The organism is Burkholderia singularis (genome assembly GCF_900176645.1).
Lineage (GTDB): Bacteria > Pseudomonadota > Gammaproteobacteria > Burkholderiales > Burkholderiaceae > Burkholderia > Burkholderia singularis.
Genome location: NZ_FXAN01000066.1, coordinates 1 through 20,735, shown reverse-complemented (window position 1 = coordinate 20,735; position 20,735 = coordinate 1). Strand labels below are relative to the sequence as shown.

30 protein-coding genes are annotated in these 20,735 nt (G+C 60.2%); 9 read left to right on the top strand and 21 right to left on the bottom strand.

The window, feature by feature from the left end; all coding sequences use genetic code 11:
* Window position 1 precedes the first annotated feature (1 nt).
* The 18 genes from BSIN_RS14710 to BSIN_RS14615 all read right to left on the bottom strand — a co-directional run bounded on the left by BSIN_RS14710 (window position 2) and on the right by BSIN_RS14615 (window position 13,829).
* Window positions 2-550, bottom strand: coding sequence for a virion core protein, T7 gp14 family (locus tag BSIN_RS14710; RefSeq protein WP_089341055.1), 549 nt, complete (start codon window positions 548-550; stop codon window positions 2-4).
* 8 nt (window positions 551-558) lie between these two features.
* Window positions 559-984 carry a GNAT family N-acetyltransferase gene (locus BSIN_RS14705; RefSeq protein WP_089341054.1) on the bottom strand — a complete coding sequence of 142 codons (426 nt, stop codon included), beginning with the start codon at window positions 982-984 and terminating at the stop codon, window positions 559-561.
* Window positions 974-3,289 (bottom strand): phage nozzle protein, encoded by a 2,316-nt coding sequence (locus BSIN_RS14700; protein WP_089341053.1) that lies wholly within the window; start codon window positions 3,287-3,289, stop codon window positions 974-976. The genes BSIN_RS14705 and BSIN_RS14700 overlap by 11 nt, the downstream gene beginning before the upstream one ends.
* Window positions 3,290-3,297: 8 nt before the next feature.
* Window positions 3,298-3,921, bottom strand: a complete 624-nt coding sequence (locus BSIN_RS14695) for a phage connector family protein (RefSeq protein ID WP_089341052.1) — start codon at window positions 3,919-3,921, stop codon at window positions 3,298-3,300.
* 275 nt (window positions 3,922-4,196) lie between these two features.
* A complete protein-coding gene (locus tag BSIN_RS14685) occupies window positions 4,197-4,607 on the bottom strand; it encodes a Bbp16 family capsid cement protein (RefSeq protein WP_089341050.1) in 411 nt (136 codons plus the stop codon).
* Between the two features lie 57 nt (window positions 4,608-4,664).
* A complete protein-coding gene (locus BSIN_RS14680) occupies window positions 4,665-5,657 on the bottom strand; it encodes a major capsid protein (protein ID WP_089341049.1) in 993 nt (330 codons plus the stop codon).
* 9 nt (window positions 5,658-5,666) lie between these two features.
* Entirely contained in the window at window positions 5,667-6,395 is a 729-nt protein-coding gene (locus BSIN_RS14675; protein WP_256583816.1) for a hypothetical protein, read from the bottom strand.
* Window positions 6,396-6,472: 77 nt separating this feature from the next.
* On the bottom strand, window positions 6,473-6,757 hold the full coding sequence (locus tag BSIN_RS14670; RefSeq protein WP_089341048.1) for a Bbp19 family protein: 285 nt from the start codon (window positions 6,755-6,757) through the stop codon (window positions 6,473-6,475).
* A 3-nt stretch (window positions 6,758-6,760) separates the two neighbouring features.
* Complete coding sequence (locus BSIN_RS14665; RefSeq protein WP_089341047.1) at window positions 6,761-8,410, bottom strand: portal protein; 1,650 nt, start codon at window positions 8,408-8,410, stop codon at window positions 6,761-6,763.
* A 292-nt stretch (window positions 8,411-8,702) separates the two neighbouring features.
* Window positions 8,703-10,130: a TerL gene (locus BSIN_RS14655; protein WP_089341045.1), complete on the bottom strand. Its 1,428-nt coding sequence runs from the start codon at window positions 10,128-10,130 to the stop codon at window positions 8,703-8,705.
* Window positions 10,127-10,657: a terminase small subunit gene (locus BSIN_RS14650; RefSeq protein WP_089341044.1), complete on the bottom strand. Its 531-nt coding sequence runs from the start codon at window positions 10,655-10,657 to the stop codon at window positions 10,127-10,129. Before BSIN_RS14650 ends, BSIN_RS14655 begins: the two co-directional genes overlap by 4 nt.
* On the bottom strand, window positions 10,654-10,923 hold the full coding sequence (locus BSIN_RS14645) for a hypothetical protein (RefSeq protein ID WP_089341043.1): 270 nt from the start codon (window positions 10,921-10,923) through the stop codon (window positions 10,654-10,656). Before BSIN_RS14645 ends, BSIN_RS14650 begins: the two co-directional genes overlap by 4 nt.
* Complete coding sequence (locus BSIN_RS14640) at window positions 10,920-11,147, bottom strand: hypothetical protein (RefSeq protein ID WP_089341042.1); 228 nt, start codon at window positions 11,145-11,147, stop codon at window positions 10,920-10,922. The genes BSIN_RS14645 and BSIN_RS14640 overlap by 4 nt, the downstream gene beginning before the upstream one ends.
* Window positions 11,144-11,635 carry a RuvC family protein gene (locus tag BSIN_RS14635; protein WP_089341041.1) on the bottom strand — a complete coding sequence of 164 codons (492 nt, stop codon included), beginning with the start codon at window positions 11,633-11,635 and terminating at the stop codon, window positions 11,144-11,146. The genes BSIN_RS14640 and BSIN_RS14635 overlap by 4 nt, the downstream gene beginning before the upstream one ends.
* Complete coding sequence (locus tag BSIN_RS14630; RefSeq protein ID WP_089341040.1) at window positions 11,632-11,814, bottom strand: hypothetical protein; 183 nt, start codon at window positions 11,812-11,814, stop codon at window positions 11,632-11,634. Before BSIN_RS14630 ends, BSIN_RS14635 begins: the two co-directional genes overlap by 4 nt.
* On the bottom strand, window positions 11,811-12,446 hold the full coding sequence (locus BSIN_RS14625; protein WP_089341039.1) for a hypothetical protein: 636 nt from the start codon (window positions 12,444-12,446) through the stop codon (window positions 11,811-11,813). The genes BSIN_RS14630 and BSIN_RS14625 overlap by 4 nt, the downstream gene beginning before the upstream one ends.
* Window positions 12,415-13,455 (bottom strand): DUF1376 domain-containing protein, encoded by a 1,041-nt coding sequence (locus BSIN_RS14620; RefSeq protein WP_143757454.1) that lies wholly within the window; start codon window positions 13,453-13,455, stop codon window positions 12,415-12,417. The genes BSIN_RS14625 and BSIN_RS14620 overlap by 32 nt, the downstream gene beginning before the upstream one ends.
* Window positions 13,456-13,457: 2 nt before the next feature.
* Window positions 13,458-13,829, bottom strand: coding sequence for a hypothetical protein (locus tag BSIN_RS14615; RefSeq protein ID WP_256583815.1), 372 nt, complete (start codon window positions 13,827-13,829; stop codon window positions 13,458-13,460).
* Window positions 13,830-13,991: 162 nt separating this feature from the next.
* Here BSIN_RS14615 and BSIN_RS14610 point away from each other — a divergent pair, with 162 nt between their 5' ends.
* On the top strand, window positions 13,992-14,291 hold the full coding sequence (locus BSIN_RS14610; protein ID WP_143757453.1) for a hypothetical protein: 300 nt from the start codon (window positions 13,992-13,994) through the stop codon (window positions 14,289-14,291).
* Between the two features lie 11 nt (window positions 14,292-14,302).
* Here BSIN_RS14610 and BSIN_RS25405 read toward each other — a convergent pair whose 3' ends face one another.
* Window positions 14,303-14,482: a hypothetical protein gene (locus BSIN_RS25405; RefSeq protein WP_143757452.1), complete on the bottom strand. Its 180-nt coding sequence runs from the start codon at window positions 14,480-14,482 to the stop codon at window positions 14,303-14,305.
* A gap of 10 nt (window positions 14,483-14,492) precedes the next feature.
* Here BSIN_RS25405 and BSIN_RS14605 point away from each other — a divergent pair, with 10 nt between their 5' ends.
* Window positions 14,493-14,771, top strand: a complete 279-nt coding sequence (locus tag BSIN_RS14605) for a hypothetical protein (RefSeq protein ID WP_143757451.1) — start codon at window positions 14,493-14,495, stop codon at window positions 14,769-14,771.
* Window positions 14,772-14,801: 30 nt separating this feature from the next.
* On the opposite strand, the gene BSIN_RS14600 is transcribed toward BSIN_RS14605, so the two are convergent.
* Together BSIN_RS14600 and BSIN_RS14595 are read right to left on the bottom strand one after the other, a co-directional pair.
* Entirely contained in the window at window positions 14,802-15,167 is a 366-nt protein-coding gene (locus BSIN_RS14600) for a hypothetical protein (RefSeq protein ID WP_089341035.1), read from the bottom strand.
* Complete coding sequence (locus BSIN_RS14595) at window positions 15,164-15,400, bottom strand: transcriptional regulator (RefSeq protein WP_089341034.1); 237 nt, start codon at window positions 15,398-15,400, stop codon at window positions 15,164-15,166. Before BSIN_RS14595 ends, BSIN_RS14600 begins: the two co-directional genes overlap by 4 nt.
* 70 nt (window positions 15,401-15,470) lie before the next feature.
* Here BSIN_RS14595 and BSIN_RS14590 point away from each other — a divergent pair, with 70 nt between their 5' ends.
* From BSIN_RS14590 to BSIN_RS14560, 7 genes are all read left to right on the top strand, one after another.
* Window positions 15,471-15,923, top strand: coding sequence for a hypothetical protein (locus BSIN_RS14590; protein ID WP_089341033.1), 453 nt, complete (start codon window positions 15,471-15,473; stop codon window positions 15,921-15,923).
* A gap of 491 nt (window positions 15,924-16,414) precedes the next feature.
* Window positions 16,415-16,867 (top strand): hypothetical protein, encoded by a 453-nt coding sequence (locus BSIN_RS14585; RefSeq protein ID WP_089341032.1) that lies wholly within the window; start codon window positions 16,415-16,417, stop codon window positions 16,865-16,867.
* Window positions 16,864-17,622 (top strand): DUF1828 domain-containing protein, encoded by a 759-nt coding sequence (locus BSIN_RS14580; protein ID WP_089341031.1) that lies wholly within the window; start codon window positions 16,864-16,866, stop codon window positions 17,620-17,622. Before BSIN_RS14585 ends, BSIN_RS14580 begins: the two co-directional genes overlap by 4 nt.
* Window positions 17,623-17,686: 64 nt before the next feature.
* Window positions 17,687-18,457, top strand: a complete 771-nt coding sequence (locus tag BSIN_RS26790) for a Rap1a/Tai family immunity protein (RefSeq protein ID WP_089341030.1) — start codon at window positions 17,687-17,689, stop codon at window positions 18,455-18,457.
* 780 nt (window positions 18,458-19,237) lie between these two features.
* Window positions 19,238-19,453 carry a hypothetical protein gene (locus BSIN_RS14570; RefSeq protein ID WP_089341029.1) on the top strand — a complete coding sequence of 72 codons (216 nt, stop codon included), beginning with the start codon at window positions 19,238-19,240 and terminating at the stop codon, window positions 19,451-19,453.
* A gap of 10 nt (window positions 19,454-19,463) precedes the next feature.
* Window positions 19,464-19,772 carry a hypothetical protein gene (locus BSIN_RS14565; protein ID WP_256583814.1) on the top strand — a complete coding sequence of 103 codons (309 nt, stop codon included), beginning with the start codon at window positions 19,464-19,466 and terminating at the stop codon, window positions 19,770-19,772.
* Between the two features lie 137 nt (window positions 19,773-19,909).
* On the top strand, window positions 19,910-20,735 hold an 826-nt coding region (locus BSIN_RS14560; protein WP_143757450.1), incomplete at its 3' end, for a hypothetical protein.

Here is a 20,735-nt window from a genome sequence, read left to right as displayed (position 1 = left end):
ATCAGGAAGGCATCGAGAAATAAATCGGATTGCCAGCAGATGTCGTACCGAACGTTTTAAGATTCGAGCCCACACCGCCGAACTTCGTGTAGGCCGACAACCCGCCAAGTGCCGACGCTGCGGCTGAAATTCCGCCAGACAGCAACGACGATCGAGAATTCGCGCGCGCGACACGCGCTTGGTAGTGCTGCTGCCGAGCCTGATCGTCAAGCGATTCGCCTTGTAACAGCCCCTGATAACGCAACTGCAGCGCATCGAGTTCAGCATTGCGCACGCTCTGCACCTGCGTGTCGAGCATCGATCCGGAGTTCGGATCGAAACCTGACTCGGCCACGGCCGCGCGCTGCGCGCCGAGTTGCTGCCCCGCTTGCCGGCGCTGCGCTTCCTCACGATTCACGTTCTGCGCGTAAACCTGCTTCGCCTGTTGATCGGACAGCGCGGCGTTGCGATTCAGCACATCGGCCTGCTGGCCGTACTGACTCGCTTGACTGATGCCGGACGACAGCGCGCCGACGCCCGAGAGCGCCGCGCCGCTGATAGCCAGAGTCATGGGGTCCACTATTTCACCCTCGCAAAAAGAATCACGTCTCGCCCATCGATGGTGTACTTTCGCCGCACGCCCTCTTCTACAAAGCCGAGCCGCCGCGCCCATGCAATGCCAGCGGCGTGCGTCGCGTCAACGTCCATCTCAATACGCCGCCATGGTGCATCGTGCAGTACGTCCCGCACCATGCGATGCGCAACATGGAAGCGCCGCAACAACACGGGCGAAATCAGTGTCCACGCTTGTGCGCGGTTCTCCCATATCTCGACGATGCCGCCGCAGCCGAGCGTCATGCCACCGTCAACGAGCGCCCATCCGATACCTGGCAACGCGCTCAGGTGTTCCGCGTAGGCGCGCGTGAGCGCGCCAGCAACCCGCGCCTGGGCGGGCTGCAACTCAATCGACAGAATGTGCTCCGGGGCCAGTCGTTCAGCGATCATCCTGCGTCACCGCGATCGGGAAGAAACCGAGCAGCGTAACCGGCAACGGTTGGTCGTTCTGGTAGCAAACCCATGATTGTCCCTCGTAGCCGCCGCGCCAATTCGCCTCGACATCGCCGGTAAAGAGCGGCACCGCGCGATCCATCGAATTCGACGGCTTACGGAAATTCAGAGGTTCGAGATCGGCGTCCGCGAACGACGGTCCAACCTCGCCGCCCAGGCTCCGCGAAATCCGCGTCACGATATTCGTGACGCGCTTTGTCTTTCCTTGCGCCGTCCCGTCGGCGGCGCCGGCGTTTAGCTGCATGGTCTGGATACGGCATGTCTGCGGAATTCCGATATGAACAACCGATGCCGGCCAGTCGAGCGAGATCGAACCACTCGAAACGACCCGCGTCTGGTGAGCAGCGCCATCGGTCAACACCGCAACGGTCTGCCCTTCGAGATGCGTCAGCCCCGACACGACAGTTGTCGGAGCGCCACGGTACGTCATTCCGGCATCGACGTAGAACGCGGCGCTCTGATTCTCATCGTCTTGCAGCGTTGGATGTAGGTATTCGATATACCGTGCGTACTGCCCGTTGACCCACCTCCGAACAACGACCCATAGGTCATCCGCATCACCATTCGGTGATGGCATGGTCGCGACGCACTCGACGAAGCCGTTCGCCGTCGGATGCCGGTGCCAGCCATACACATCGCTGCGCCCAGCCTCCTCGTCATATGTCACGCCGATCAGTTGCCCGTCCGCACGCGCTGCCCATATCACCGAATGGGGCTCTTGCTGATAGCAAAGCGAAACAATCCCATTCGCCGTGCCGGAATTGCCGCGCGTCACGTGATCGGCAAGCTTTGTCACGTCCGTCGACGCGTAGTTGTCGGACGAAAAATCGTACTTAAAATCACGCAACTTGCGCCCGCTCTTCTGGACAAACAAAATCGTCCCGCCAACCTGCACGGGCTGCAAGCGCTTCGAGCCATACGAAGTACGACGAGCAGCGTTCAAGTTCGTCGCGCTAACCGGCTGCGATGCGTTCGCTGGCCCGACAACCCACTCATCGCCAGTCATGCCAATCAAAAGGCTATCGGATTCGACCATCCATGCAAGCTTGTTGAGTTGTCGCGCATTCAACTGCACCCGAATTGCTGAATCGTCGGTTTGCTGGTCAGCATCCTTCGCCGCGAAATTCTCAAAGTCAGCGGACACCGACGCGACGAGCCACCGGTCGCGCATCATGCAAAGACGGTTGCGCCAAAACGTACCCATCTGTGGATAGCCGTCTCGCTTGTTGAACAGTGCGTGCGCCCACTTGTACGAGCCCTGGTCCACGATCTGCTTCGGGATCATGCCCGGCGTGGCGGGGTCGTTCGTCGTGACGATGCCTGTTGCCACGCGCGGATTGATCACGGATTGAATAAGCACCGTCGCATAACCGGAATGCTGGTACTGCCACATCGCGCCGATCGCACCGTATGCGTCGCCCGGCACGTCCTGAAAATCGCCGTCAGCGCGCTGCCCGAACGTGTGCGTCGGGGTTTCCGTGCCCGTCACTTGGACATAATCGGGCACCTCACCGCCGATTGCCGTGCACAGATACGTGCGTGATTCAACCCGCCGGATGTCGCCAACACGAATTCGCTGATGAACGGCCCACGGCAGATGAAACGAATTATCGAATTGCTCGAGATAAAACAGCGTGCCGACGTCCGCGTCAGTAAATATGTCGCCACCCTCCGCCGTCAACGTCACTGCACCGGTTTGCCCCGACGCCTTCACGCGAATACCCTCATTGGAATTCACGTCCTGGAACGGACCCGATACAAACGCTACATCCCGCAATTCAAATGTCGTTGCCGATGTACGCACGAGCTTCTTCGTTGGGTACGAGCCATGAAATAGATACATGACGTCCGCGCTCTGCGTCACGCGAAACGCGAACGTCCCGTCCACGGACATCAGGTCTTCCAGCGCATACGGCGTCCACACCTGAACCGGCGTGCCATCCCCGTTCACAAGTTGACCGCGATTCGCGTAAAAGCGGATGTAGCGATCGCCGAATTCCAGCATGTACGCAATGCCGTCAGACACGACAAACGGCACGAGCCAGCAGCGCTTGTTAAAATCGGCCGTGCCGGAAACGTAACTCAAGCCGCCTCGGCGAATCACCGGACCTTGTACCGTGGCGATGAAATTTTCGAGCGTCAGGCAACCGTTCTCGTATTTCGCAAGGTCGACGCGCGCGCCCATCAGCGGCGAGAGTTCACCCGCGTCGAACGAGACTTTCTGCGGGGAGGCTTTCGGCACGTCTGCTCCTATCGCCGGATCAGCGGTGGCTCACCCGCCCATGGTGCGCCATGACGCGATTCGAGCCACGTATCATTCGCGATCGGTTGCGACGGGCGCTCGATCGCGTTGATGCGCACGGCTGCCGTGATCGCGCGCTCGTATTCCGACCACGCTGCCTGCCGCTTCGTCGCACTCTGTGTAATCGCTTCGCACGATTCGGCGGCAAGTCGGCAAGCGAATGCCTCGATGAACAACGGCGCGAACATGTTCGGATCGGTGACGCGACGCACATACCGGATGGGCAGCGGTGCATCGAGATCGGTCAAAATGTTGCCCCCCTCGATACCGTAGAGTCCTCGCGTGTCCGATCGCGGATAAACCAGGAAAGAGCCGATCTGGATCAACGAAAGGTAGTCCTGTGGCAACTGATACTGATTCGCGAACCCGAAGACCGGCGCTTTGGCAAGCTTCGGCAACAGCGCGCGTGACTTCGCGAAATGCCAACGGTGTTCGGTCAGTTCAGCGTCACGCACCGTTGCAAACATCGAATTCAGCACCGCCGCCGCCTTCGAATCTTCGCCTAGCTCAGTCACGCGCGCCGACCCGATCTTGGTCAGCGCGCGATTCGCGATTTGCACCTCGGATGCCATGCGTCAGTCCGTTATTGCAAATCGTCGGCGGCGAGCGCGCCGGACGAGCCGACACCATTCGTCGGCTCCGTACTCGACCCGCTCCCGAACTGCCCACGCGCTTTTGGGCCGGTCGCCGCCTCACCGTCTGCCGGCACGAACCACTTTGCCTTGATGCCCTTTGGCACCTCGAATACATCGCCGGGATAGCGGCGTGCGCCGCCGAAGAATCCCGTCTTGATTGCCCTAACCTTCGGCATACCTTACCCCGCAAGTGAAATTGGTTAGCCCCAGGTTTACGCAATACCGTCCGGGTATGCCTGCCACGATGCCGGGTCTTGATCCGTCAGGAACGCGTTAAGCGTTGCGCTCGGCGATGTGCCGCCAAGGGTGTAGTTCAGGCGCAAGTAGCGTTCGTTCTCAAACGGCATGCCGAGTACAAGCCGACTGCCGGCCTTCAACGTGGCCGGATTGGGCGTGACCGATGCGATCTTCTCGGGTGACGCGAACTCAGCGTTATCGTCGGTTTCAAGATCGATCTGATACGTGCCGGTCGCCACCGCATCCGCCGCGATAGCGACAACAACCCAAAGCGCCCGGCCCGGCCCGATGTCGCGATCGGTGCCGAGGTCAATAACTTTCTGCGACGGCGCGCTCGCGGTCAGTGCCTGTGCGCTGGAAAATTCGAGAAGAGAGTCGATATACATGATTTTTCCTTCCGAGAAACAGATCAAGAATGGGGCGGCACATCACCGCCCCACACGTTAGACGACGCGCTGCTCGGTGCTCAGAATCGCGTCCGTGCGCCGCACCGGAATGTCATCGAACATCATCACGCGCTTGCCCGCGACCGTTTCCCAGGTGAGGTTGTTCGCAATCTTTTCGAGGATGCCGAGCCGCAGCTTTTCTCGAATGTTGCGGTTCACATACCACGCGGCGCGTCCCATGCCAAACTGTGGAATTCGTTCCGACGCCTCGATCATCCAGGTGATCAGATTCTTCGTGTTCGCGATCGTGCCGAGGTTAGCCACGTCGATATTGCAAACGCGCGCGACATAGCGCCAGTCCCGAACCGTGAAACCGAGGTCCCATTTATAGTGGGTGCGGTAGGCTTCCATGCGCCCGCCGACGCCATCGGCGTTTTCGACAGTCACTTGCCCTTTGTCAGTCACGGTCAACCCGGTTTTCGAGCCCTTCGGCGTGATCATGTGCGCAGTAGCCGGGCTCCACACGACAAGCCAGATCGACGTGTTGTCGCTGCCCGTCCCACCCGCGTCGATGATGTTGTCGGCGTTCTGTGCCGTCAGCGAGTTGTAGCGTGGCGCAAGGCCGGTAAACTCAGCCGGTGCCGTACCTTCGTTGCCGTAGATCAGGGTCTGCGCAGCTTCTTGGTTGATGCCCTCGATATGCGCGTGGTCCTCGGATAGCCGGAACGCCATCGCATTGCCGTTGAGATCGGCGGCGGCCTTGTCGACTTCGGCATAATCTTCGAGCATGCCGCAGTTATCCGTCACCTGCACCTTGGTGGCCTTCGTCGGCTGCACACCGCCATACAGCTTGCGCCAGGTCGGCGCTGGTAAGCCCGAGCGAATCGTCGTGCGATGGCCTGTCGGCAGATTGCCTTCGATGAACGTCGCATCCGCCAGGATTTCGTTCGTCTGATCAAGGATTTCGACGGTCTGCGCGATGGTGCCGTCGGGATCGAGTCCCTTAGCGATATCCGCCAAGGTCGGGTTGCTCGTTGCGAGAGTGACCATATCTGCTCCTTACTGTTTCGTATTGCTGTAGAACTTCGCAGCGCGTTGTTCAGGAGTAAGCGCCGCGCCGCTGCCACCGCCGTCGCCACCCGGATTAAGTACGCCTTCGCTCAACGCCGCGCCGATCTGCGAAAACACCTTGATCGTCTGCGCGTCGCCCGTCGTGCTCGACAGCCTGTCGATGACCTCGCCCGAAATTCCGAACTTGCGCATCGCCTGCCGGCCGAGTTCAATGTTTTTGTCGTAGTCGCCACCCCATTCCGTTTTGAGCGCAGCCAACTCACGCTCGCCGGCCTGCTGCCTCGCCGTCTCGGCCGCCGTGTTCTGCTCCTGCACGTAGGCATCCCACTTACCGGCGAGCGCCTTTGCCGTGGCGGCAGGCACGCCGTTTTCATGAAACCACGTCGCGGCCGTCTTCGCGAAGTCGCCATCGCCGAGTTCGTACCCTTCCGGTTTCTCGGGCGCAGCGTATTTCGACTCGACATCACGCAACGCGGCACACGCCTCACCTGCGGACTTGAACCCCTTACCTTCGGCGTAAGTGCGCAAATCCGCGTCCTCGATAGCTTGAAGCCATGCAACCGGGGAATCCCCCGTATTTGTTATCGGCTTCGCGCTAGCGCCCTCAGGCGTTCCACCGTCACCAGCCGGCGCTGCTGCGTCCGCACCGCCCGCCGGCGCACCGCCGTCACCGCTCTCACCTTCAAAGAATGCAAATCGCTTGCGAAAAATAGACACGCTAACCTCCTGTTACATCGTCGAGCCAGTGGTGCTGCTGTAGAATTTCACCTCGACGGACGTGAGCTTCATCGGGATCATTCGTCAGCCTCGTTCTTCAAGGAATTGAGTTGCGCGTCGGACATGCCGAGGATTTGCAGGATGCGCACGAATACTTCCCGGCGTCCCTCGGCGACCATCGTCGCGAACGGATCGACCGTGCGCTGCAGCGGTGACGTGATGACGGTCGAGCGGTCGGCACGGCAGAACACAGCCAGATCGGCGAGCACGCGCTCGCCAGCGAGCGTCAATATTCCGCGTTCGTCGCAGAAGCAATGCCGGTAATGCGCGCGGCGGTTCCAGAAATGAAGAAAACGGCTCATGCGTCAAACTCTCGATGTCTGCGCCGCGACTTGTGCATTGGCAAGGTCTTTCGCCGCGCCGGCAGCAACCGGCGCCGCCGCGAGTAGCGTCTGCATCTGCTGCGCTTGCGCCTCCTGCTCGGCGCTCGCCTGCAACTCGTCGTCGGTGTTCATCGCTTCGACCGGCACACCACCGTAGTCGGCCAGTAGCTTGCCGATTCGCTGACCATTGACCAGCTTCGCCGCGCCCGGATCGAACTGCGCAACGACGCCAAGCTGTTGCAACCATTGCAGAATCGACGCGCCCTCACCTGCGCGCATCGCCTTGTTGAGCGGGCTGTCGTATTCGATATCAACGTCCGCGCCAGCGTCTCGCAATTCGGAGGGCATTGGCGGGAACTGACCGGCTTCCGACAAGATGTCGATCTCGCGCTCAATCATCGGTCCGAGCAACTCGGCCTGCGTGCGGCCGAGGGTCGGCGCGAGCAAGACACCCTTCTCCTGGGCGCGCTGCAGCACTTCGGTTGCGGTCATGTCACCACTGTCTACAAGAATTTGGAACAGCGTGACGTAGAACCATTGATTAATCGTTTCGCGCGTCTGGTTCGCGAACTCGATGCCGATCTGTGCCTGCTTGCCGAGATTCAACGGCTTCGCAAGCTCGTTGCCTCGGTCGTCCAAACCACCCCAATTCAACGAGCCTGAACGCAAATCGAAGCCTTCGAGTACGCCGTCCTCCGACAGCAGCATCGGCGGATCGACCAGCTTTTGCGCACCACGAATATTCGTGCGGGCCTGCTCGTTTGCCATGCGGATGTCGGGGATCGCGTCGTAAGCCGGACTGCCCCCATACACGTCAGCGGTGCCAACGTAAAAACGCCCGACCGCGATCGGGAACGTGCGAAAACCGCTCTGTTGCACGATCCGCTCACGGCCTTCGTCGAGCCAGTACGACGCGAATTTCATGTTGCGGCCATCGAGCTTGCGCGGATCACGGTCGGCACGCGGCTCGACGACGTGAAGGAAGTCGAATTCCTTCTCGGGGTCGCGTTCGAGTACGAGTTGCATCGACGGCGACAAATTATTACGCCCGAAGCGCTGTGCCGCCTGCCGAACCGTGAGCCGCCACGCGACATGCGTCTTGTCGATCAGGCCCGCGTTGTTTTCGGCGAACCATAGCTGGCCAAGCGGAAGATTCCGATAAACGATGCCGTGCCCGACGTCGTGCTCGATCATCAGCGCACCGGGGCCGAACAGGCCGATGCTTTGGTATGTCGCGCCGATCTGCGTCACAAACCCGCCTTGCCAGCGATAACGCGCGGCAAACAGCATGTTGACGACCGATTGCACGTAGCCCTTGATGTTCGGCTGCTGATTAAGCGCTTCCGAGCTAGTCGCGAGCCGATGCCAAAACTGCGTCGCTGGCGTGATCATCGAGTCCATCGCCGCGACGAAATTGCGCAGTGCGAGCGGCGCGGTCGAATCGAAAATCTTCTGTGAACGCTCACGGCCACGATCGTTCGCCTCACGCGGCTGTTGCCCGAACTTATCCAGTCGCGGCATCAGATAATCGATGACGTCGTTCCAGACAGCCTCATACGACTGGCGCTTCTGCTTCAAGCGCCCATGATCCGCGCGCAGCGCGTCGATAATCTTTGCGTCGTCGTTTGTCACGTCACTGGCCCAGAATTGCCTTACCGGCAGCGGAAGTGGCGGCGGGGGCGCTCACCGACGACGCGCCAACGGTCGCGGAATCCCCCGCAAGAATGGTTGCCGCCGTGCCACGGCGCTTACGTAGGCGCGCAGTTGCGTCGTCGGCAGCGGCCGACGTATCGGTCGTTGGCTGGGTCGTGTCAGGGACGGGCGGTGCCGCCGGAATATCGGGGCTGAGTCCGAGAAATTTCATAGCCTCTCCGGAAAGTTACTGGAGAGGCTATGCGGATACGGACGGGGAATCCCCCGTCTTTTAATCGGTAATCGCGCGCGTCGGGCGCGGGCCCGCAGCACGCGACCGCACCGGCTTCACGAGATGCTTGTGTTCGCCTGCGCCGACTAGCAGGTACTGCAGCGCCTCGGCGACGTGCGAGTACATGTTCTTTTCGGCCTTGTCGGCATAGCGCTCACCAGCGACAGCCATCCGGCGGAAGCAGTAGCCGCCTGACAGTGCCTTACGTAGCTGACGGCAATCCGGATGGATCACCAGGCCGGGCTCGCCGTCGATCATCCGGGTTAGCGCCTCGTCGACGGCGCCGTAGCGCAGCGCGGTGTCGTTTGTCGGCGCGGGCTTCGCTTCGAGGCCGGCCGCGCGCAGTATTTTGAACGGCGTGTCTTCGTCGTCCGCCTGTGAGCGCTGGTCGCCCGCCGGATCGCCGCTGATCGCCTGCAACTCGAAGCCCGGATAGAGCGTCGCGACGTGGCGCTTGATTTCCTCGGCGAACTTTTTCGCGCCCATGCTGGTGGCCACCAGTTCGCTGCGAATCCGCCAGCCACCCATCGGTCTGCGCTGCGCGAACACGGCGGCCGGCGTCAAACCGAAGTCCATGCCGATACCGATCGGCACGCCACGGATCAGCTCAAACGGCTTGCAGTGGAACGAGTCGGCGTAGTCGGGATGCACTGGCTTGCCGTCGACCACGAACCCGTATTCGTTCGCCAGATTGACCTTGATCCAGTCGAATTTCTTGCCCTGCAACCCGCGCTCGTAATACCCGTCAGGCAGATTGTGCAGGTTCTCTGCCCTCGGGTTCACGACCCATCGGTCGCCGTCGCGCACAACGCCGCCAGGCTGCGCAAGGAATCGCCAACCGTCGGGCTTGTCCTCTTCCGCGAGCTGATAGAGCCAGTGGTCGGAATCAGGCGAATTTGTGTCGCCGAACACGCCGTACCACGTCGGCGGCACGTCTTTCGGGTAACGTCCGACGCGCAAGTCGAGCATGTCGACGACGGGTTTTGCAAGTTCTTTCACCTCATTCAGCCACACCCATGTTGCCTGCAAGCCGCGCGCTTTCTTAACGTGCTCGGGCCTGTCGAACGCAATGAACAGCACCTCGGCTTCGACGGTAGTGCCGTCTTCGAGATCGAACGAGAGATAGTGCGTAGGCGGTTCCATCCCACCGCCTACGTACCGTCCCAAGTCCTCGAACATATCGAGCCAGTCTTTAACAGTCGTCGACAGCAAATCAGGGTACGTGTTACGCACGGCAATGCCACGTGTCCGGCGCACGCCGTCCGCATCCGGCGCTTGCTCGCACATGGCCCGGAATCCCTTCCAGCAACTCGCGTTCGTCTTGCCGCTGCCGAGCGGCCCGCGAATCACGGTACGCGGCGCGCGCGAGAGGATATATTGCTCGAGCGTGTCACCTTGCGGCTTGTAGTGGAATTCTATTTCGCTCATTTGCTACCGTCCTTCGGCTTGCGCCCCGTCATGTCCTTGAGCTTCACACGTGGCTTCGTCAGTTCGAGCTTGTCGTTGAAGATGCTGAAGTGCCGCCCGAGCAGTTCCAAGTTCTTCACCTTGTCGGGCCATTTGATTTTCTTCATGATGCCGATCACCTCGCGCGCTTCGCCATTCCCATCGAACATTTCAGCCAGATCGAACCCGCTGAGGTATTGCCGCCACACGCGCGGCCATTGACTGACCGGTTTAAGAGCCATATCGTCAGCCAGGATGTCGAGCACGTCCATCTGATCGATTTCGACAAGCCGCTGAACAACGTAAGCCGCGTCGATCTTGGTCCGTTCGCTGCGCTCGGCCTTGCCAGCCGCGATCGCAGCCGCCACCCAAGTTTTCCCAAGCAATTCAGGGCCAATACGATCCGCCGTTTTGACGCTATACCCAGCACGCCGAGCGGCGGCCGTCGCGTTCAGGTCGACAAGGTACTCGTCGACGAATCGCTGTTGCTTTGCGGTCAGCCCACTCATACCTGCACCTCGCGCGCGCTCGGCATGGTTCGCAGCATCGACGCGCGGCGCGGCGCATCACCGCGCGCGCGGCCCGTTCGCCGACACCAAAGATCGAGAATCAATTCGCCACGCCAGTGTGACGGTGCGCTCACCTGTTCGGCGTAGTCCCGTAGCTGGCGCTCGCTGATCGCCCCGCGCAGTTCGCGCGACACCTGAGTCGGCATCAGCCCGAGGCGGCGCAAGTCGAAAAGAATCTCCCGCCAGTCAAATTCGATAGGGGTCATAGGCTACCTCGCCATTCGCAAAACGGCCGGCGCAGGAAGTGGTGGAATCGATCGATCGCATGCTGATCGGTCGCCAGCTCGCGACGCGACTCGACCTTGCACACGGCGCGGATGAATTGCGCGGCCTGCTCGACCGTGACCGGATCGACGTTGATGAAGCCGCCGACCCATTCGCGGAACAGCGGGTCGCGCGGAAGAGCGCCGGCGAGCTGAACGAGGTTCATACGAGATTCCTCTGCGCAAATCGCGCGATCAACACACTCTCCGCACGGTTGTGATCCTTCGCCCGATTCAGCGATGCATGCGGATAGAGCCGGCGCGCCGTGTCGAGGCATTCCCCCTTATCCGCGCCGAGCCCATAGAAACGCTTCCAGCGCTGCGGCGTGACGTATTCCATGTGCATGTCGCAGAGGATCGCGACGGCCTCCAGAACGCCCCGCGTATGCGCCAAAGCGCCCATCGTTTGCACGGACGAGCCGCCGAGCAGCTGCATGTCTTCCATCGCGAAAATTGCCCGCTCGTCAGCCGGAACTGCGCGACGCAGGATTTCGCGCAATGCCTTCGCATCCAGCTTGCGTTTGACGCGTGCCTTCGGTCCAGCGGTCTGAATCGGGCACGTCGGCAAGTCTTCGACCGACAGCAGATCGCCACCGGCGTCGAGAAATGCGAGCGCGCCGGTAAGGCCCGGATCGCAGCCGATGATGATCGTCATGCGACCTCCTGTTTTTCGGGCGGAAGATTCTCGTCGATGGCGGCATCAAGATCCTCGGGCGTGCCGATGACGAATTCGTTGATGATCTCGTCACGGTGGCAGGTTTGGCGCAGCCAGCGATAGCGCTGAGCGTCGCGAGCATCAAGGTCGCGCGCGGGCGTAGTGGATGCGATGGTCATGCGACGCTCCAAAGCCGTTGACCGCGCATGCGATAGTTGTCGATGACCGTCTGCCGAATCTCGGCGTATTGTTGCTTCAACTCCGGGTCGATGCAGTTGTCGACGACTCGACCTCCAGCTGGCGATGTGATTGCATCCGTCGCACACTTCGTCACGCCCGGCGTGAGCGGCAAGCCAGACCGCGATGTGCCGCGCATGATGAGCTTGAACGCCCATTCGGCAGTCGGCTCGCGTCGCATGATCCGGTCGATCGACGGCCGAATCTGGCCGAGATTTGCGTGCACAGTCGCCTCGGTAGCCTTCGAGCCGAAAGCAAGACGCGGCGCGGCGGACGCAGCCTGCTCACTTCGCGCCTGCCGGCAGAGCGCCACGAACTCGGGCAGCGTCGGCGGCTTCGGCAGCGCCGTGAGGTTGTCGCTCCCCGCCTTGAGCTGGTCGCGCGACAGCTTGCCAAGCTCGATCGCCCACGCCTTTTGCACCTCGGCTACGTTCACGCCGTTCCACATCGACGCGAAGCGCGAGCCGTAAAACGCGGCCATCTTCGAGAACAGCGCCTCGACCCAGTGCGGCGGGAGCGCGTTGAGCGGCCAGTCCGGGCGCTTAAACGTCGACGGTTCGGTCATCTGGTTCATGGCTTCGATTCCTTCCGGTGAGTGCTGCGATCGTTTCGGCGTTCTGGTCGCTCCAGCTCGGCTGCGGAGAGGCGCGCGCCGCGTTGGCGTTGGCCATGCAGCGATCGACGTACAGCGGCAGGCAGACGATCGGCTCCTTCGCATCGCGAATCGCGACGGCTATCGCCGCATCGACGAAGGCTGCCGTCAGCCCGGCGTTCGTCCATCCGGCGAACACGGGCCAGAGCTTCTTGCGGTCGTTGACGTTGGTCGGGTCAGCCTCGAAGCCATGACGGTCGCTCAGGTGTCGCAGCCACTCGGCCGCATCCTTCGGGCGGAAATCGCCGTCGGCGACGCGCGCGGGTTTAGCGGGAGCGATGACAGTACCTAAGGGTTTACTGTCCTGTCCTGTTATGTCCTGTCTTGTATTAGCCGTTGCGGGTGCGTCACATGTGACGTCACCGGTGACGATTCCTGTTACGTTTTTCGTCTCAGGCGTGACGGTTTGCGTAACAAATTGAGGACTGCCAAGGGACGCGATCAAGCGTTCCAGTTCGGCCGTTTTCGTATCCCATGCGGGGACGATCCCGTGCTGCCGAAGTTGTTCGAACATGGCCTTTCGGCGCTCCCGGTGCTGCTGCTGTCGCGTTTGCGTGTTCTCGTCACGCTCGTCGCGAGCCTCACGCTTACCCATTGCCTCGATCGCTTTCTCGGCGATGACCGGGTGATACAGGCGCCCGTCGCTGCACTTAACGAAGCCACGCAGCGCGATGGCGCGCACCTTCTTCCACTTTGGCATGTTCTCGGACAGGCCGGCCAGATGAGCGAGCAGTCGGTCATCATCGGGCAGTGATGCGGCCGGAACCTGCAGCCACGACTTCGCCCAGAGTCGGAACGCGGTCTTGAATTCGTCGCCGGTCGACAGGCCGAAGGTATCGCTATCGATGATGCGCACGACATCCAGCGGCATCCAGGTGTAACCGCGCAGGTCACAATCCGCCGGGGTGAGGGGATTCGGGAGGTCATTCATGTTCAACGCTCCTTTACTCCTGCCCGTTGGAGCAACTCAATCAGCTCCGGTGCAAGCCTTTGTATGCGGTCGATAGCCGCCCGTTTGCCGTCGCGTTTATCCCCAAGGAATTTCTCGCACAAGTAATAAAGCGGCGTCATATCACCAGACGTTTCCAGGTACCGCTCGAACGAATCAATCGAGAAATACCGCTGCGTGTCATCGGCCAGTTGTGCGCTGAGATTGCCCGGCGCCTGATCCAAGTCCATTGCCACGCGTTTAAGACCGCGCTGATAGACGCCTTGGGCAACGCATTCGCGGACATTTCGGTATCGGTCAACAAGGCCCGGTTCGAAGTCCAGCAGCAGTTGATTCTCAGAGGGTTTGATCTTCATTGAGCAAACTTCGTATCAATGGTTGTCCGGTGTTATCAATCGCGGGGAGCAAAATGAAGACTCTCAGGCGACTTCCTTTCCGTGGGCGTTAGGGCGGGAATCCTGCTCAGTCGTAGAATCGTGATCACCACAACCAGCAACACCACTACCAAGGGGATTCCCATGACTGAAAAAACAACCGCCCCGCCGCTGATCGGCGTCGCGTGGTTTAACGAAGCGGATTACAACGACTTGCTCATCATCTTCAAAGGCCAGTTGCAGCCAACTTTCCAGGAGTGGAAGCGCGGCGCGGTTAACCGCGTCAAGGAGATCGAGCGTCAAGGATTCGCCGTCGTCAAGGTGAACATCGATCCGAAAACCTTCCCCGCCTGGTGCGCTGCCCGCAGGCTGGAAGTCGACGCCCGCGCACGTCAGATATTCGCCATGGAGGGCGCGGAGCGCCGGCGGCGTGCGCCGCACTGAAAACAAAACGTTCACGCGCCCTCCTTCGGATTGCCGGAGGCATCGAACTGCGCACGAAACGCGGTGATGAGCACCTGCCCAATTGCGAAGGCAGCCGCCGTGACGAAATGTCCGAACCATGCGAATGCCGCGACCAGCGTGACAGACGATGAAGCTTCGACCGCGCTCACATCGCAAGACCCTCTCGACACAGGAACCTCCATGGAAACCAGAAGATCAGGCATGCCATCCGACGACCATGACGCAAAAAATTTCGCGATGGCTGCGGCGGCGCTATCGACGCTCGACATACTCTTCAAAGTCCTTACCCCCGAACAGAACGCGCAATTGCACGCCATGCTGACACCGCACTTCGAGCAGCAGACCGCAATCTTTCTCGCAAGCGGCCTCCCGGACGCGGGAGTCCGGCGGTATCGGGAAGTGGCTGACCAATTACTAAACGGCACGGCCGCCCATTCCGGTCAAAACCTAGGCACGTGACAACCTGCTTGTCACCGTCAAGCTGCGGTTTCATGCCACCTCCCTTTCTCGACATGCATCAAGCCGGCTGCGATACCAAACAAACTCGGCTTGTCCCAGCACATAGAAACCAGCCATGACAAAGTGTCCGTACCACGCAAGCGCCGCGATCATCGCAATGGTTGAAATCGATTCGACGCTCCGGCGAAACGCCGACTTCGGCACGTCGGACTGCGGCCCGAAGTCCCGCGGGAGAGCGGCCAGCAAGAGAATGCCAATGACCGATATGAACGACAGCCAGAACATCAGGACGTTGCCCGCCGCATCGATGCCGAACCCCTTCCATGCGACGAACGCGGCACCCTCAAGTGCCGTCACCCCGATCAGGGTGACCGATGCGATTGTGTTCTTGGTCACCCCACCTCCTGCTGCTCTGTTAGTTCAGGCCAGATGTCTTGCCAGTCGTCGGGGCGGAGGTCGCGGCGGCCTACTGCGCCACCGGTGACTCGCTCAATGGAAACGCAGCGATCGGCAGCAACAGGCCTCCGCTTCTTGATCCACTGACAAACAAGCCCTTGCGATACGCCAAGCGCCTTAGCGAAATCAGCTTGGGAGGTATTCCGGATCGAGAGGTAGGTGAGAATGTCCATGGCCGAAATGTAGCAGCGCTACATCAACAAAGCAAGCCATGCTCCATGAAATTTTAAATAGCATCGCTACATGAAGATCTGGACACCCGCTGAAGAGGCCGAGCGCCTCGCCGATAGATTTCGAGGAATCAATCGAAAAGAATTCGCCGTCGAACATTCACTGCCGGGTGGCGATGCTATGGTTTACCAGCACATCACCGCGAAGCGCCCCATTGGGCGCGACGCTGCCATCGCCTATGCAAAGGCATTCGGATGTGGGCTTGAGGAAATCAGTCCGCGGATAGCGCTTGATGTCATGGCTGCGGCCGAACTCGTCGGAAACAGAAAAATCGTCGAAACCGCCGCTCAAGAGGTGGCTTCCGAGAATTCGAAGAGATTGCACCCGGAAGGCCGCGCGCTCATTTCGGCCATCGTCGAGGCGAGCAACGAGGGCATGAGCCCGGAAGTTTTCAAAGCGCTACATCAAACACTCAAGCTTTTTCGCCGAGACGATCCCCCCGGACGGTTTGAGATGGGCGACTGAGGCCGCGAATCGGCGTCAAATTGCAATCGAGTACCAAGGCCTCGACGCACATCCGGAACCTACCCGTATGGACATCCTTGGCATGGATGCCGTCTCCTTGAAGCTTCGTTAGCCAATCGTGCTTGCCATCGCCCGCTGGCGCGACCACTCTAACGATCATTCCGATCCGCTCCGGCACCCCGCACTTCGTCACGATCGCCAGATCCCCCACCCTGCACCGCAGCCCCGCCCCCTTGCCATCCGCGCCCATGTCTCGCTCCGCTCTTTCTTGTGATGAAACACTGTATGCATGTACAGTAGTTTGCCAAGGAAACGCGGGGCTTTCAATCGGATTGCTGGAAGGGGCGCACACTGCGACACGATCGATCGGAGCAGGATTGGACCGCCTGCTATAATTCGCAACCTGCCATCAGACGCGTTCTGCATGGTGCGGTTACGATAAGGCTGATCGCGAGCCGGGGATCGCGTACAACAATCGCACGATACAGTGTATGCCCGACCTTTCACGTGCAGAAGCCGAACCGCTAATTGCCATGACGAAGGCCCTGCGCGGCGACATTGCGCTGACGCCTCGGCGGAATCATGTCGGCTACCTTCTGGCAATTGTGCGCCCAGAAGACGAGCTCGGCGCCACGATTCCAGGCATGACGATCGAGGTGGAAACAAAGGCTCCGTTGCTTGTCGATGCATGTCGAACGACGGCAACCGTATTTGTCCTCCGTCACGGCGCAAAGTGGCGCGTTCACCAGATCGAAGTCCAGCCGGTGCACCGGCGATCACATAACGGCCCGGCGGGAGCGCTTTACGGCCCGCACGAGCATCGCGGCGACACGACGCTGCCTCTGGACGACGTGGCGCTGTCCTGCCAGACCCCGCTCGACGAGTTTTTTGCGGTATTCTGCAGATCGAACATTAGCTTCGACGGAAATATCTACATACCATGACCATCGACTGCGCCTGGCTGCACAAGAGGCTCGCCTATGACTGCCGCACCGTGAAAACGGTGAACGGTGAGCGCGCGTTCGAGATCGGAACCCCCTTTAGCTTCGCGGATGGCAGCGCGGTCACGTTCTACGTAGTCGAACAAGGTGCACATTCGCTCATCAGCGACAACGGTGACACGCTGTTTCATCTGAGTTCGAGCGGAATCGATCCGTTCCATGGGCGGAGGCTATCGGCTATTCGGAGCCTGTTGGCCCAGCATGGCATGACCGTCGAGGAAAATGGAGAGATACGCGCTATCGGCCAGATCGAAAACACCAGCGCATCGGTAGCCGCATACATTACCGGGATGCTCGCTCTGATCGAACAGGAGCGAGCGTGGACTGGCATACCGGAATCCGTGAATAACCTTGCGGACGAGGTTGAGCACTACTTGCGTATTCTGAAACCTGATCAGCCGATTACTCGCAATCCAAAGGTAAAAGGTATCTCAAATCACGAATACGTATTTCAGTTCATGTGGGGCGATGAGCTTGTCGACGTGCTTAGCCCGAGCCCGCAAGCGACAGGCGGTCTAATGCGAAAACTCGGGGACGTATTAAGCGCCCCTGGAGAATCCCCAAAGATTCGAGTCGTGATTGACGACCGCGATGATCTGATGAAAGCCGAGACCGAAAAACAAATTATTGGGTCGATGGCGAGCGCCATGCTTTACTCGTCGCTCATCAAAGCCGCAAGACAACCTACGCTTCATTAGCCGACGCCCCGCCCCGCGCGGGGCGTTTCATTTGGGGCGGGGGGTCGTCCGCGCGCGTCAGCGGATGGGGTCGAGCGCTTTCCGGAAATGTTTCAGTCGTCTATCCTCACCGAGTCGGCACAACAACCACTACGGGGAAGCTAACAGCGAAATGAAAATCCGGACACTTCTGGCCGTGGCTATCGGCTGCACCTATGGTTGCGCAAGCGCCGAAGGGATCACGGCAACCACGCTCAATTCTTGGATAACATCTGACGATGGCGCCCTCCATCTAGCGGCCACAGCCTTCATTGCTGGCGTGATAGACGAGAACACTGTGGCTCACCAGTTGACTAAAATTCAGAGCGCTGTCGATCGCAGAGATAGCGCTCAAGGGTCAATGTGTGTGCCCAGCGGAGTAGGCTCATCGCGCCTTCGCGCACTGGTTCAAAACTTTCTCGCGCAGCATCGCGAGTACCAGGGCATGCCAGCAGTGGTGCTAGTCCGCAAGGCGATTGGGGAGGCTTACCCATGCTCCGATAATCAGACTCCGGCCCGCAGCTATTACGAATGCCGTGACTTGGCAGAGATTACGTATTTCGCCGCCTCGGCGAATCTTAGCCGGGACGACCGAAAATCGTTGAGCGAGAGAGAGGCCAACGCCGCCGTTGCCAACAAGGTGCGAGACGCTATACCGGCAAAGTCGATCAAATGGTACGAACTGACTGGGGCTGGATCTCACGGCAATGCTGGTGACGGTCTAACATCCGCTAACGCTGCGCGAGAGGACGGCATTCTGACGGCGCTGTACCAATTTGGAGATTGCCTCGCGCACGGCGTCAAATCCCTGCCATAGTTGTCCCGACCTTGCCACACAACCCGCTTCGGCGGGTTTTTTTGCGCCTACGCAATGCCCCCGATCTTCCTGCCTGTTACAAATTTCCCCACGAAAAATATAGCTCTGCTATTGCGATTTCTATGTAGCGTTGCTATATTTCACTCCAACGCAGCCCACAACGCGCTGCGCCACCGCCCGGGCGGATCGCTCCTTAACAACTTGGCGGATGAACAGAGGCGAGTGCCGAAAGGCCGATAGCCTCCTGCCCCTGGAACCGCGCGGCAGAAGCAAAAGCGCACCCCGATCCCCGATGAAAAATCCGGAACGTGACGGGACTCGCCTTCGCGGCGATGGGTCAAACGGTTGCCGATAGTGATCGGCAGCAGGGCTACCAGAAGCCAGCAAGGGCCGGTATAGCCGGGAGAGACCTTGCAGCACACCACGCCCAAGTGGCCTGTAAAGGACGGTGTGCAAGTTCAGTCCACTTACGGCGGACGGCGCTGAGTTGATGCCATATATGGCGTCGGCTCAGCGAGAAACCAGCCACCATTCCCTCAAGAGCGCGCATTCGGCGCGGAATCTTCCGCATCCATCAACCTACCTGCAAGCTTCATCGATTGCTGAGTGCGCGCCCTTGAGAGTTTCCACTGTGTTGACCGGACTGCATTGATTCGTAGTGCTATCCGTTAAACGCAGTTCATATCGATGATGATTGCCGACCAGCAGCACAAGTCGATATCTCTGTAGACGTAACCACAAATTATCTAGGATTTCAAATTAATAGAGTGTGAGGCAATCATGAGCAGTGACAACAAGGATTCGATCGGCTGGTCCACCGCCGCCGAGGTCGATTTCATTTGGTATCTCGCGACACAGCCGAATGCGATCACGCTTCTTGAGGGCTACATCGCCGCAACGAAAAAGCGCGTCAATTTCGGCCGTATCGATCCGAAGATCGTGATCGCGGTTGCTCGCGAGCGTCTCGCTGTCGCGATTGAAAAACTGTCGGCGTGAGGTCGGGGCCATGCTTACCCCCCTTCAACTCTCCGGTGCGGTAGAGGCTCGCGACAGTCGTGTGCTTGCAGCACTGGACGACGAAAGCGAAGCATTTCATGCCGCAGTCGATCGCGTGACCGAAGACATGGACGCCAGCGATGTGTTGGCCGAAGCCTGCGAATTCGATGATGCCCGACTCACAAAGCTGATGAACGCCTACCGCGCGCGTCACGACAGCAAAGAGAACCATGCGTATTACCTGTGGCTGCTCGACAACCTGTTCGAGGACGCGGCGATTCGTGCGGCAGAAGGTATTGCTCGACGCCGGGAGAACTGACATGGCTTTCATCGCCATTGGCGCAATCGTCGCGCTGGTTATCTGGCTCGCCGTCGAGTGCTATTTCGGCCTCAAGCACATCAACGATGACGAGCATCACTTGCACTGATCAACGCAATACCACACCGAGGACCACCATGACTACTCGTAAATACGAATTCGTTGAAGACGACACCATTATCACGATCGACGGCCGCACGTTGAAGCGTATTCGTGCACTCGTTGCAATTGGATCACTTGTCGCACCCGGCAATCTCGGTGGCTATATCGAATCCGATTCCAATCTGGCGCATGCCGGCAACGCGTGGGTATTCGACAACGCGCTGGTGTACGGCGACGCGCGGGTGTACGGCGACGCGTGGGTGTACGGCGACGCGTGGGTGTACGGCGACGCGTGGGTGTACGGCGACGCGTGGGTGTACGGCAACGCGCGGGTGTCCGGCAACGCGCTGGTGTACGGCGACGCGCTGGTGTACGGCGACGCGCTGGTGTACGGCAACGCGCTGGTGTACGGCGACGCGCGGGTGTACGGCGACGCGTGGGTGTACGGCGACGCGTGGGTGTACGGCAACGCGCGGGTGTACGACAACGCGCGGGTGTCCGGCAACGCGCTGGTGTACGGCGACGCGCTGGTGTACGGCGACGCGCTGGTGTACGGCAACGCGCTGGTGTACGGCGACGCGCGGGTGTACGGCGACGCGTGGGTGTACGGCGACGCGTGGGTGTACGGCAACGCGCGGGTGTACGACAACGCGCGGGTGTACGGCAACGCGCTGGTGTACGGCGACGCGCGGGTGTACGGCGACGCGCGGGTGTACGGCGACGCGTGGGTGTACGGCGACGCGCGGGTGTACGGCAACGCGCGGGTGTACGGCAACGCGCTGGTGTACGGCGACGCGCGGGTGTACGGCGACGCGCGGGTGTACGGCGACGCGTGGGTGTACGGCGACGCGTGGGTGTACG